At 37.7% G+C, this 12,085-nt stretch carries 11 protein-coding genes and 1 pseudogene; 6 read left to right on the top strand and 6 right to left on the bottom strand.

Annotated features, from left to right (window positions below; all coding sequences use genetic code 11):
• Window positions 1-10: 10 nt before the first annotated feature.
• Genes I6U49_RS12700 through I6U49_RS12685 form a run of 4 tightly spaced genes read left to right on the top strand, consistent with a single transcriptional unit; the run spans window position 11 to window position 5,749 of the window.
• Entirely contained in the window at window positions 11-1,351 is a 1,341-nt protein-coding gene (locus tag I6U49_RS12700; protein WP_198629091.1) for a glycoside hydrolase family 2 TIM barrel-domain containing protein, read from the top strand.
• A gap of 45 nt (window positions 1,352-1,396) precedes the next feature.
• Window positions 1,397-2,872, top strand: a complete 1,476-nt coding sequence (locus tag I6U49_RS12695) for a sodium:solute symporter family transporter (protein WP_198629090.1) — start codon at window positions 1,397-1,399, stop codon at window positions 2,870-2,872.
• Window positions 2,873-2,915: 43 nt separating this feature from the next.
• The gene (locus I6U49_RS12690; protein WP_198629089.1) at window positions 2,916-4,403 is read left to right on the top strand and encodes an FAD-dependent oxidoreductase; all 1,488 of its coding nucleotides are present in this window, start codon (window positions 2,916-2,918) and stop codon (window positions 4,401-4,403) included.
• A gap of 38 nt (window positions 4,404-4,441) precedes the next feature.
• Window positions 4,442-5,749, top strand: coding sequence for a sialate O-acetylesterase (locus I6U49_RS12685; RefSeq protein ID WP_198629088.1), 1,308 nt, complete (start codon window positions 4,442-4,444; stop codon window positions 5,747-5,749).
• Here the strand turns inward: I6U49_RS12685 and I6U49_RS12680 are convergent.
• Both I6U49_RS12680 and I6U49_RS17290 read right to left on the bottom strand, forming a co-directional pair.
• Window positions 5,733-6,599 carry an IS3 family transposase gene (locus I6U49_RS12680; RefSeq protein WP_394370307.1) on the bottom strand — a complete coding sequence of 289 codons (867 nt, stop codon included), beginning with the start codon at window positions 6,597-6,599 and terminating at the stop codon, window positions 5,733-5,735. The genes I6U49_RS12685 and I6U49_RS12680 overlap by 17 nt on opposite strands.
• Window positions 6,596-6,892 (bottom strand): transposase, encoded by a 297-nt coding sequence (locus I6U49_RS17290; protein ID WP_370591107.1) that lies wholly within the window; start codon window positions 6,890-6,892, stop codon window positions 6,596-6,598. Before I6U49_RS17290 ends, I6U49_RS12680 begins: the two co-directional genes overlap by 4 nt.
• A gap of 70 nt (window positions 6,893-6,962) precedes the next feature.
• Here I6U49_RS17290 and I6U49_RS17030 point away from each other — a divergent pair.
• Window positions 6,963-7,061: pseudogene (locus I6U49_RS17030) on the top strand (ATP-binding protein); the annotation flags it as partial.
• A 2-nt stretch (window positions 7,062-7,063) separates the two neighbouring features.
• On the opposite strand, the gene I6U49_RS17215 reads toward I6U49_RS17030, so the two are convergent.
• The 3 genes from I6U49_RS17215 to I6U49_RS12670 form a co-directional block, all read right to left on the bottom strand.
• Entirely contained in the window at window positions 7,064-7,276 is a 213-nt protein-coding gene (locus I6U49_RS17215) for a BfmA/BtgA family mobilization protein (RefSeq protein WP_317191875.1), read from the bottom strand.
• A 464-nt stretch (window positions 7,277-7,740) separates the two neighbouring features.
• On the bottom strand, window positions 7,741-9,006 hold the full coding sequence (locus I6U49_RS12675; RefSeq protein WP_262894969.1) for an IS256 family transposase: 1,266 nt from the start codon (window positions 9,004-9,006) through the stop codon (window positions 7,741-7,743).
• A 352-nt stretch (window positions 9,007-9,358) separates the two neighbouring features.
• Window positions 9,359-9,757 (bottom strand): hypothetical protein, encoded by a 399-nt coding sequence (locus I6U49_RS12670; RefSeq protein ID WP_198629086.1) that lies wholly within the window; start codon window positions 9,755-9,757, stop codon window positions 9,359-9,361.
• A 188-nt stretch (window positions 9,758-9,945) separates the two neighbouring features.
• On the opposite strand from I6U49_RS12670, the gene I6U49_RS12665 reads away from it, so the two are divergent.
• Complete coding sequence (locus I6U49_RS12665) at window positions 9,946-11,037, top strand: Fic family protein (RefSeq protein ID WP_198629085.1); 1,092 nt, start codon at window positions 9,946-9,948, stop codon at window positions 11,035-11,037.
• 102 nt (window positions 11,038-11,139) lie between these two features.
• On the opposite strand, the gene I6U49_RS12660 is transcribed toward I6U49_RS12665, so the two are convergent.
• Entirely contained in the window at window positions 11,140-12,033 is an 894-nt protein-coding gene (locus I6U49_RS12660) for an IS1595 family transposase (RefSeq protein ID WP_198627338.1), read from the bottom strand.
• Between the last annotated feature and the right edge of the window lie 52 nt (window positions 12,034-12,085).

The raw sequence follows: 12,085 nt of genomic DNA, 5'->3' as shown, positions 1-12,085 counted from the left end.
TAAAATGAAGATGATGAAAATATTGTTATACCTATTTTTTGCAATATTTGCTTTAAAAACAACCGCTTGCAGCAGTGATAGTGCCCAAGAGCAAATTGATGTAACCGAAGACGACCAACCTGCCGATGGCCCTGCAAAAGTAGAAGTGAGGAATGATGGCGGAAATCCAAGAATTTATCGTAACGGAATGCCTTACTTTGTTAAAGGGGCTGCTTACAATAACTTTTTAGATGAAGTGAAAAATTATGGGGGGAACTCTATAAGAACCTATTCAATTAATGAAGACACCCAAGCCGTATTGGATTCTGCACAGCAACATGGAATAACTGTTTGTCTTGGTATCTGGATTAAGCGCGAAACAGATGGTTTCGATTATAATGATGCCGCCGCGGTAGAGGAACAATTTAAATCCATAAAGGCAGATGTTCTTAGGTTTAAAGACCATCCTGCACTGTTAATGTGGGCAATTGGTAATGAAGCAGATTCCAGAGCTACAAACTTTAAGCTTTATGACGCAGTTGGTGAAATATCAGATATGATTCATGAAGTGGACCCCAACCATTTGACGACTACTGTTTTGGCGGGTACAAAAACAGATCATATAAAGGAAATAATGGAGCGAGCCCCCTCCTTAGATGTACTGTCAATAAATACCTATGCGCCCATTATAAACTCACATAAAAAAATAAAGGAAGTTGGTTGGCAAAAACCATACTTGATTACGGAGTGGGGGCCAAGAGGAACATGGGAAAACCCTCCAGCAACCTCATGGGGAGGCCTGCTAGAGCTGACTAGTACGGAAAAGGCTGAGGTCTATAGAGAAGTTTACAATAAACATATCATAGCTAATGCTAATGATGGGTGTGCAGGGGCTTATGTGTTCTTGTGGGGGTATCAAAACCATGGAGAAGTGGCTACTTGGTACGGGCTTTTTACTAGAAAAAAGCATCCGTTGGGCACAGCTCATGCCATGCACTATTCATGGCGAGGTACGTTTCCTTCAAATAGGGCTCCGCAAGTAAAAGGAGAAGATATGTTGTTGAATGGTTTAACGGCCGACCAGAGTATTAAAGTGAAAGTAGGCCAAGAAAACAGGGCATCCATTAAGGCAGTGGATTTTGAGGGAGAAAACTTGACCTATGAATGGCAAGTAGTTAAAGAGGGCTTTGTGATGGCTAAAGATAATCACTCAATGGATGTTCTGCCCGGTATTGATGGCATTTTTGAAAATAACCGAGAACAAAATGTCCGTTTTACAATGACACAAACGGGGGAATACAGGCTTTATGCTTTCGTTTATGATGAAAAAGGAAATGCTGCTTCAGCAACAATTCCATTTTTAGTTGAATAGTTTTGAATCATTTGAATTTTTGTTAACCATTCTTAAGTCGTTTACATGTTATCTACACTTAATATCATAATTATAATTTCGCTACTTGTAATAACTTCTTTTTGGGGGTATATATTCAGAGGAAAGAGCGAGTCCAGTAACGATTTCTTTGTAGGAGGAAAAACAATACCTTGGTGGGTGGTTTCATTTTCAATTATTGCAACCACTACAAGTGCTGCTACATTTGTTACGGTGCCAGCTTATATTTATGGGGAAGGTGGTGATCTTAAATACTTAATTGTTCTCCCTGGTTTCGTGGTGGGTAACATTATCATGGCCTACCTCTTTGTAAAACCTTATTACGAAGAGAACGTAACCAGTCCATATGAGTTCATGGAAGTACGTTTAGGTAGCTATGTTAGCCAATTAGCAAGAATTCTGTTTTTTGTGGCTGTAATATTGAGTCAAGCGGTAAAACTGTTGGCTACAGCCATTGTGTTTAGCGAGATATTAGGAACCAGTATCAGTATTTATGAAAGTATATTGATAATGTCTGCATTTGCTGTGTTTTGGTCGGTTATGGGAGGGATTTCCACAGTAATTTGGACCGATTTTCTTTTATGGACGGTTTTTACTATAGGAGCTATAATAGCCATGGTGTTTATTTTTGGAGGTATTGATGGGGGATTTTCAGAAGCATGGAGAATAGCAGATGCCCATGCCAAAACAGTAATTGTAGATTTAAGCCTAGATCCCACAAAAAACTTTACGGTATGGGTCGGAATTTTTGGAGCTTCAATTTTTCATTTGGGGTCTTATGCGGTCGATCAAGTGGTGACACAGCGGATATTAAGTTGTAAGAACGTAAAATCGGCAAAAAAAGCTGTTATTTTTTCAGGCTTAACGGTTACTTCAACTATATTAATGCTTATAGTGGGTATTGGCATTTTTGCTTGGTATCAAATCTATCCACCATCAGCAGAGAGCACAGCTTTAATAGCTGAAAATAAAGATAGGGTCTTTCCTCATTTTGTAATTCATGAATTGCCAGATGGAATCTCGGGTATAATCATCGCAGCTTTGTTTTCTGCAGGAATATCTACCTTAACATCTGCTTTAACAGCTGTGGGCGAAACCACTATTTTTGGGTTTTACAAAAAATACTTCAAAAAGGAAGCAGATGACAAACATTATTTAAAAGCTAGTAAAATAGCTATAGTCTTGGTTGGTGCTTTGTTTGCCGTTGTGGCATTTGCATTCAATACTTTTAGCAAAGAAGGGCTCTTGAATATGGCGTTAGGTGTTCCTGGGTATTCCTATGGAGCGTTATTGGGCATTGCCTTATTAGCATTATGGAGGAAAGGCAGTTGGAAGACTATTTTGGTAGGAACATTGTGTTCGGTTTTTTTGGTCACTTACCTGAGTTTTGCTTTTGAAATTGGTTTTTTTTGGAGATATCCGCTTGGAGCTCTCACCGTGTTAATTGTGGTATTTGGTTATGAATGGATATTAAACTCAAGAATGATCAAAAAGTTGGTTTAGTTAATATTTTGAATAAGTTTTGAACAAATTGAAATAAAATAATATGATAGATAAAAAGAATATAAGTAAGGAAAGTTTTGATATTATTATTTGTGGAGGAGGTCCTTCTGGGTCTATGGCAGCAATAGCCGCCGCAAGAGAAGGGTCTAATGTTCTGTTAATTGAGCAATATGCCTTCTTGGGAGGGACTCTCACCGCGATGGGGGTAGGGCCTATGATGACCTTTCATAATAATGTAGGTGAACAAGTTGTGAAGGGGTATCCTGATGAATTGATTGAACGCTTAAAGACCAAAGGAGCCAGTCCCGGGCACATAGAAGATGTGATAACCTACTGCTCCACTATAACGCCATTTGATAGTGAAGCATTAAAAATCGAGCTAGAAGACATGGTGACCGAAGCAGGAGGCACCATACTTTACCATACCATGTTGGTTGATGTAGTTGTTGAAGATGGGAAGGTTAAGTCAATAATTGCGGCCAATAAAAACGGACTTGTGGAGTATCGTGCAGATTTCTTTATAGATTCTACGGGGGATGGTGATTTGGCAAAGATGGCTGGATTAACATTTAAATCGGGAAGGGATACAGATGGGTTGATGCAGCCGCTCACTATGAATTTAAAAGTAGCCAATGTAGATAGGGAAAAGGTAAAGAAATATGCCCGAAAGTACCCAGAACGATGCTTGTTTGATTATGGAAAGGAGGAGGGGCTGCGAAGGTTAGAAACAGCACCAAGAATTAGTTTAAAAGGATACATACCAGAGCTCAAAGAAGCTAGAAAGAGAGGTGAGGTTTCCGTGCCTAGAGAATTTGTGCTGTTATTCGAAACCGGTACCCTTGGGGTGTTTATTTTAAATATGAGTAGGATTCAAGGGCTTGATGGTACAGACCCTTACGAGTTGTCTCAAGCAGAAATGATAGGAAGAAAACAATGCGTAGAAATATTTAATTTTTTAAAAAACTATTGTGAGGGGTTCGAAAACTGTGTTAGAATGGACACTTCCGCCCAAGTTGGTGTTCGTGAAACAAGAAGAATTGATGGCCACTATACGATAACTGAAGAAGATATCATTAGTGCTTCTATTCCAGAAGATACTATTGCTTTAGGGGGCTATCCTATCGATATCCACAGTCCGGATAAAGTTGAAACAAATTCCGTATTCTTTAAAAAAGGTACTGTTTATGGAGTGCCTTTGCGTTCGTTAGTGCCAAAGGGGATATCTAACCTATTAATTAATGGAAGGTGCATCGATGCCACGCATGAAGCATTGGCAGCTATTAGGGTAACACCGCAATTAATGGCTGTGGGGCAAGGAGCAGGCACGGTGGCTCATTTATGTGTAAACCAAAACAAGTCACCCTTAGATATTGATATAAAGGAATTGAGGTTGAAACTTCAGGAAAAAGGGGCGCTTATAGACGTGCCGAAAAGATTTTTCATGTTCTCGGAAGACTTCGGTAAAGACGAGGTTTTGGATGATCAAAACCAATTTATATTTTCAGAAAGTAATTCCGAAGAAGATAAATAATAAAGGGTTTTTAACTATACGTCAAGTAAAAATAGTCAATGAAAAAAAAACAAGTTTTAATAATAACGGTTCTGATAAATCTATTATTGGTTCAGTTTATCAATGCTGAAGTTAAACTCCCAGCTTTGCTGTCGTCCAAAATGGTTTTACAGCGCAGTTCAACGGTTGCTTTATGGGGGTGGGCAAATCCTAATGAAAAGCTTGATATTAGGGCATCGTGGATAGATACCAAGGCAGATGATAAGGGGCGTTGGAGAGTGGATATTATAACTACTAATAGTAAGGAAAGTCAAACAATAAGAATAACTGACGAAGTATCTTCGGTTTTATTGGAAGATATACTTTTCGGGGAGGTTTGGCTATGTTCAGGGCAGTCGAATATGCAACAACCGCTGAAAGGGTTTAGAGGGCAGCCTACTTTTGGTTCGGTTATGGCCATAGCGAAGTCTAAAAATTCTAATCTACGTTTATTTGATGTAGGAAGGGTGGGCGCAAAATCCCCTAAAGAAGTTTTAGAGAAATATTCTCAATGGCAACTTTCAGCACCAGATAGTGTTAGTGAATTTAGTGCTATAGCTTATTTTTTTGGAAGTCAGCTTCAGGAAATTTTAGATTGTCCAGTAGGTTTAATACATGCTTCTTGGGGAGGCAGTAAAGTAGAGGCATGGCTGAGTAGTGAAGTTTTGAGTATGTATCAGCAGGTAGATTTAAAAGGTATTGACGCGACAAAGCGAGTAAATCAAACTCCGACGGCTTTGTTCAATGCCATGATAAATCCATTAATTCCTTTTACAATTAAGGGAGCATTATGGTATCAAGGCGAATCAAACTTTACTCAACCCGAAAAATACAAAATACTCTTTCCTGCCATGGTTAACGATTGGAGAACGCGTTGGGATATTGGAAACTTTCCATTCTATTATGTGCAATTACCTCCTTATTCCTATAAAAATAAGGAGGCATTCCAAAGTGCAAAAAATAGTGCGTTTATGAGAGAAGCCCAGTTGGAGTGTTTGGATGATATACCAAATTCAGGCATAGTTATTACAATGGATCTTGGTCGAGAAAATTTTGGACATCCGCCTCAAAAGAAAGAAATAGCAGATAGGTTACTGTTCAATGCATTGAATCAAACCTATGGTTTTGAGGAGGTTGCTTGTAAATCACCTGAGTATAAAGCGTTAGAGGTGAAAGAGGGCGGAATAGAGTTGATATTTGAATATAATACTTTGGGGCTATATAGTTTTGATCAACTTACTGGTTTTGAAATTGCTGGAAACGATAAGGTGTTTGGACTTGCAAGAAAAAGTCGGACATTTTTTCTAAGACCTATGCTACATTTTTAAATTGATAAAATTTTTGTTCTACTTCATAAGGAGTTTTATACCCTAAAAAAGAGTGTAAACGTTTTCTATTATACCATATTTCTATGTATTCAAAAACAGCGGTTTTAGCCTGCTCTATAGTTTTAAAATTATCATCATAAATAAGTTCTACCTTTATTGTTTTAAAAAAGGATTCAGCAACTGAATTATCCCAACAATTTCCCTTTCTACTCATAGATTGGGTCACCAACGGGTTGGATTTAATAAATGTTCTAAATGTTTTTGAGGCGTATTGTATCCCTCGGTCTGAGTGGAATATTAAATCCATGTTTATATTGCGCTTGCTTACAGCCATTTTCCATGCAGGAACAATAGTTTGATTGGTATGTAAACTTGTACTTAATGACCAACCTATTACCTGCCTGTCAAACAAATCAATAATAGTGGTCAGGTACAGCCAGCCTTGATTGGTATGGATGTAAGTGATATCACTGACCCAAGCTTCATTTACCCTGCTGGGATTAAAGTTTCTGTTCAATAAATTTCTGCAAACCGGGTATTTATGGTTGGAATTAGTGGTAGCCTTAAACTTCCTTTTGTGTTTGCTTGCCCAATTGTTCGCCCTCATAATTTTAGCCACTCTGCACCTGGATATACAGTAGCCTTTACGTTTTAGTTGCTCCGCTATTCTTGTGGAGCCATAACGTCTTTGACTCAGGTGAAATTCCTTTTTTATCAAATCCGTGAACAGGCTATGTTCCAGTGCCCGTTTTGATGGGCCGGCACTGTACCACCTATAAAAACTGCTCCTACTTACTTTAAAAACTTTGCACATCCTCTCGATGGGGTATAAGTGCCTATAACTGGCTATAAATCCATAGATTTCCCATCGCTCTTGGAGAAGATGTGCACGGCCTTTTTTAATATCTCAAGTTCAAGTTCCTTTTCTTTAAGCGCCTTGCGCAGTCTTTTAACTTCTAATGTATCATCAGGTATTGATCTTTCTGGCTTGGGGGATGTCGTTGTTTTGGCTGCCTTCCGCCATTTATAAATCCTTTGGACTTCTATACCTAATTCGTCTGCCAGTTCTTTTATGTTTTCTCGTTGGTAACTTAACCGAACTGCTTGCTCCTTTAATTCAGGACTGTAATAGCGTTTTTTCATGTTTCTAAGATATTTGTTTTGTAACAAACAGTCTTAAATTTTATGTCCGAGTAAAGGTAGCAACTCCAGAACTATAGCAGACGCTATTTTAGACAGAATCGTGAACTCCTCACATCGGATCGACCTCAAAGGAGAATCTCTAAGAAAAGGAGCTTTAAAGAGCGAGTAACATTAATTTTTTATATAATTGCAGTATCTTTCAAAGTGGCACTGTTTGACCGAAACAGGTGGCACCATCACTCCAAAATAGCCAAAATCGACCATCGATAATAGTGTCATTGATTGAGATTTAGATAAAGCCCGGCTGAACCGTCTAAATTTTTTGGCTACTGAAGTCTTGATCTTAAGAGTCTCGAACTTCTCTTTTTTATATTTTTCATCCATTTTTTAGTAAAATTTCTACCATTTTTGAATAGGTTTCAAGGGTTTTTAGTAATAAAGCAGATTCTTTTTAATTTTGATCTTTGAATCAAATAACTTAAACTACTATTAATCAGATGTATAAGTTTTAAAAGGTAATTCTTAACGTGGCTCTGCCCGTTATCCTCTTGCTTTACCTTTTCGTCCCGCAGGGACAAAAATTTCAACTATTAAAATGAATTTAATAGCACTTTAAATGTTTAAAAACTAAATCCTGACTTTTAAGATTTAAAAAGAAATCTTTCTGAATTTATTATATAGATATGAGGGAATAAATGAGAATTATATAAAATGAAGGTGGAGAAAAGAACTGAAGCAAAATTAAATTAATTATGAAATCCGTTTAAAGGACTTAAGCGAAAATCCAGAATCTGGAATGTAGTGATTCCGCCATTTCTGCGGAATAAGCGAAATAGAGGGTCTGTAAATTAAACTCTGTCTGATGTTTCAATTCCACTGGGGCTAGCCCCAGTGGAATTCGCGTTTATGGCCAGCGGTATCCGGTCTCCAAATTTAATATAAAATTGCTGGATCGTAAGGCTCCAATTATGCAAAGGAGCGGTCCATTTCTTCTCAATATTTCTTGTAGCCAGGTAGACCAGCTTGAGCAGCGACATATCATTTGTAAATGCACCTTTGGTCTTGGTAACTTTCCTGATCTGGCGATGGAAGCCCTCTACAGCATTGGTGGTGTAAATAATCTTTCTAATGGGCTCTGTATATTCAAAATACTGAGATAGCTGCTCCCAGTTACGCTGCCAGCTTTCAATGACCACAGGATATTTACTTCCCCATTTCTCTTCCAGGTTCAATAGTTGATCTTCGGCTACATCTTTGGTAACGGCTCTATACACTTTCTTCAGGTCATTCATAAACTCCTTCTGATCCTTCGAGGCTACATATTTGAGTGAGTTACGGATTTGGTGTACAATACAAAGCTGCACCTGAGCCTTTGGGTATACGCTTAAGATGGCCTGGGTAAAGCCTTTGAGATTATCTGTACAGGCAATCAGGATATCCTCTAATCCACGGTTATGAAGGTCGGTTAAAACCTGTAGCCAAAAATTAGCACCTTCACTCTCGGAAATGTACATTCCCAGAATTTCCTTTTTTCCTTCTTTTGTAATACCCAGGATGTTATAGAGTGCTTTATGGGTAATCTTCCCATCCACTTTAACCTTATAATGCATGGCATCAAGCCAAACAATGCAGTAGAGGGGTTCTAAAGGACGGCTTTGCCAGGCTTTGATATCAGGAATGATCTGATCGGTAATTTGGCTTAAAACAGTATGGGAAATATCGGTATCATACATCTCCTTAATATGCCCCGAGATGTCACGGTAGCTCATCCCAAGTCCATAAAGACCGATGATTTTTTCTGAAAGATTATCCGCCAGGATTGTCTGTCGTTTTTTTACCAGTTCCGGTTGGAAGCTGCTTTGACGGTCTTCAGGGGTTTCAATATCAAAGGAACTAAAGCCACTTTTTAGCTTTTTCTTTCCCTTGCCATTGCGCTTATTACCTTTGGAGCGTTCATCACTATCCAGGTGGGAGTCCATCTCTGCCTGAAGGGATTTTTCAATGACGTTCTTTAGCATCGGTGCAAAAGCACCCTCGGCTCCAAAAAGGCTTTTGCCAGACATAAATTGGTCAAGTACCTTCTTCTCAAATTCTTGTTGTTCTTTTGTTGTCATAATCTATCTGAATGAAATTAATAAATAATTCTATTCAGACAGAGTTTATTTTACACCCTCCTTGCTGGGGTAGGGTTACGCGCAGGCAATTCAGATCAATTTTAACTTTTCTTTTTGAAATAGACAAAATTATTTGAGGTCTGAATAAGAATGTTCTCAACAGAGTTTGTGGATAACCCCATTATCTATGAATCACATGCACAACCATCAGGTTGATAGCAGTTTTTCGTTTTTGAAATACAGGTATCACCACAAGCTTTTCCTTTAGAACATGTTTTGCAACAATTTTCCGTACAGGAAAATTGAAGAAGTAGAAATAAGGAGATCGAAAAGACCTTAAGAAAGCGCAAAATTAGTAGTCAATTTGGACTTCATAATATTTTCCATTTTCACCTTCAATTTCGGCATATCCATTTTCATCAAGTTCTTCAGACCATACATGCTCTTCGTCTAAATATCCACCGTTATTAAAATAGATTACGGTAACTTCATTGTCTTCAACTTCTACGTCTAAGGTATAAGTTGCATTATAACCAGTTTCTGAATTATAATAATCAACTGTAGCTGTATAATTTCCGTCTTCAAATCCTTCATCATAATCTACATCTTCATCATCTGAATAATATAATTCTGAGTTAGAATTATTAGAATAATAACTTTTTTCGGCTTCCGGATAGGAAGATGAATTTTGATCGTTTTTATAGTTCGTAAACACAAGAATAAAACTTATCAGAAAAAGGAGTTTTTTCATAGAAATAATATTTGATAGTACAAGAAGGAGGTGACCAAATATGTCGCCTATATTTGAGTTGTAATTAAGTTTTCGAGCCAACTAATTGTTTTATTCAGCTCAATAAATACGTATATTTGAGCTATAAAAATATTTTTATAGCTCATTAATTAGCTATATATTGAGCTATAATTTTTAAATTATAGCTCATGTCGTGGAATTGGCAACTTAAAAACTGGCCTGATTTTGAATTTGACTCAGAAGCCTTGCTTTCCTATGAAAAAGCATTTTTGCAAAAAGCGGGGATGTTGTACGGTAGTTTGAAGCATATCAGTAGTGAGGGTCAAGATGAGTTAAAGGTTAGGTTGCTAAGTGATGAAGCCTTTCAAACCTCTAAGATTGAAGGTGAGTTGCTTGACAGGGATTCATTGCAATCCTCAATTCGCAAACACCTTGGCCTTCAGGGCAATATGAGAAAAGTATCTCCTGCCGAACACGGAGTTTCAGAAATGATGATTGATCTATACAAAAATTATTCATCTCCTTTAACCCATGAACAATTATTTTTATGGCACGAAATGTTGATGAACGGGCGTCGCGATCTTCAGGATATAGGTGGTTATAGAACACATCCAGATCCAATGCAAATAGTCTCAGGTTCAATGGGACGACCGATAGTTCATTTTGAAGCCCCTCCATCTGATGCCGTAAAGAAGGAAATGGAGAAATATATTTTATGGTTTAACCATACAGGAAATAAATGCCCTGGCCCGGTGGTAAAATCCGGTATTGCGCATTTGTACTTTGAAAGCATCCATCCTTTTGAAGATGGAAACGGAAGAATTGGTCGTGCGTTATCAGAGAAGGTATTGTCTCAATATTTAGAACGTCCTACATTGATAGCTCTTTCACATATTATCGAAAATAATAAGAAACTTTATTATAAATCCTTACATCTCAATAGTAAAGAAATTGAAATTACTCAATGGTTAGTGTATTTTTGTGAAACAATTCTTCAGGCTCAGGATTATACCCAGAGAATAATTGATTTTCTAATAGGCAAAGCGAAGTATTTCCAAAAGTTTGATGAAAAGTTCAATGAGCGCCAAACGAAAGTGGTAAATCGGATTTTTCGAGAAGGTTTGGAAGGATTCAAAGGTGGTTTAAGTGCCGAAAATTATATCAAGATTACTGGAACAACGGCTTCAACCGCTACCAGAGATTTGAAAAAAATGGTTGATTTAGGAGCATTCACCAAAACTGGTGATAGAAAAAGTACCCGTTATCATTTGAATTTATGAAACTTTTTTTTATCTCTTGAGTCGGTAAAAATAGATATAATGATTTACTGTAATTAGTAATGATTTTCCATAGTGGATATTTTATTGTACAGAGGTCAGTAGTTAGTTACTTATAATTTGGGATTGATATATGACATTGCCCTGAACCATTTTTGTAATCAGCTTATTGAATATAGTAGCTTTGCTCTGAGATCGGTTGATCCTGAAACAGAATTCGTTAAAATACCTGTTCAGGTTTTTATCGCTTACCCAGGAATAAGTGGTTCTAATCCAAGATTTCACTTGGTGTATCATGGTGTGAATTGCCTTAAAGTTCAATCCCTTATTGCTTTCTATTTGTGTAATGTCATATGCTTTGGAAATTGGCCTATAACCACGCCATTTATCAGTGGTTACCTTAGCTTTGCGGCTTATATGGTTGATAAAGATGTACTGAAGGGACTGGGCTGAAAAATCTTCAATTTTCATGGTATACATCCGCTTTACCTTTCCATCTTCGGTCAACTGCACTGCCGTGATTGCTTTCTTTTTCTTACCATCATAACTTCTTCCTATTTTCCCCTCGTCCCTGCCGCCCATAACAAATTCATCCACGTGAACATCGCCATCCATAGGGTCATTCCCACTCGAAGCCATAGCTTCTCTAACTTTCAACATAAATAATCTCGCCGTTTTTTCAGTAACCCCATAGCGCACGGCCATATAACTTGCTGATAAACTTTTGGTTGTCGTGGCCATCTCAAAACAAATAAAAAATGCTTTGCGAACACCAAATTTAACCTTGTGAAAAAGGGTGTTTGCGGTAGCGGATTCAATATGGTGGCAAATATTGCACTGCCTGGCAAAATCCTTCCGTACTTGGCAAGCAGTGTGATTACATCTTGTACATTTAAAGCCGGTTTTGGACTTGATTGAAGCAAGGTATTTCTTGCAATCCTCATCGGTTTTGAACCGATCAGAGAACTCCAGAAGGTTTTGACCCTTAAAAATATCCATATTTTTATATATTTACTGGTAATAAAGATATGTATTTAAATACTGACCTCTA

Origin of the sequence: Salegentibacter maritimus (assembly GCF_016236915.1) — a bacterium.
GTDB lineage: Bacteria > Bacteroidota > Bacteroidia > Flavobacteriales > Flavobacteriaceae > Salegentibacter > Salegentibacter maritimus.
This window is presented reverse-complemented; position numbering and strand designations above follow the sequence as displayed.

What these genes read in the sequence shown, in the direction of transcription:
- I6U49_RS12695 (WP_198629090.1), top strand. Translation starts at nt 1,397, where the DNA reads ATGTTATCTACACTTAATATCATAATTATAATTTCGCTACTTGTAATA.
- I6U49_RS12665 (WP_198629085.1), top strand. Translation starts at nt 9,946, where the DNA reads ATGTCGTGGAATTGGCAACTTAAAAACTGGCCTGATTTTGAATTTGAC.
- I6U49_RS12660 (WP_198627338.1), bottom strand. Translation starts at nt 12,033, where the DNA reads ATGGATATTTTTAAGGGTCAAAACCTTCTGGAGTTCTCTGATCGGTTC.
- I6U49_RS17290 (WP_370591107.1), bottom strand. Translation starts at nt 6,892, where the DNA reads ATGAAAAAACGCTATTACAGTCCTGAATTAAAGGAGCAAGCAGTTCGG.
- I6U49_RS17215 (WP_317191875.1), bottom strand. Translation starts at nt 7,276, where the DNA reads ATGGATGAAAAATATAAAAAAGAGAAGTTCGAGACTCTTAAGATCAAG.
- I6U49_RS12670 (WP_198629086.1), bottom strand. Translation starts at nt 9,757, where the DNA reads ATGAAAAAACTCCTTTTTCTGATAAGTTTTATTCTTGTGTTTACGAAC.
- I6U49_RS12685 (WP_198629088.1), top strand. Translation starts at nt 4,442, where the DNA reads ATGAAAAAAAAACAAGTTTTAATAATAACGGTTCTGATAAATCTATTA.
- I6U49_RS12675 (WP_262894969.1), bottom strand. Translation starts at nt 9,006, where the DNA reads ATGACAACAAAAGAACAACAAGAATTTGAGAAGAAGGTACTTGACCAA.
- I6U49_RS12700 (WP_198629091.1), top strand. Translation starts at nt 11, where the DNA reads ATGATGAAAATATTGTTATACCTATTTTTTGCAATATTTGCTTTAAAA.
- I6U49_RS12690 (WP_198629089.1), top strand. Translation starts at nt 2,916, where the DNA reads ATGATAGATAAAAAGAATATAAGTAAGGAAAGTTTTGATATTATTATT.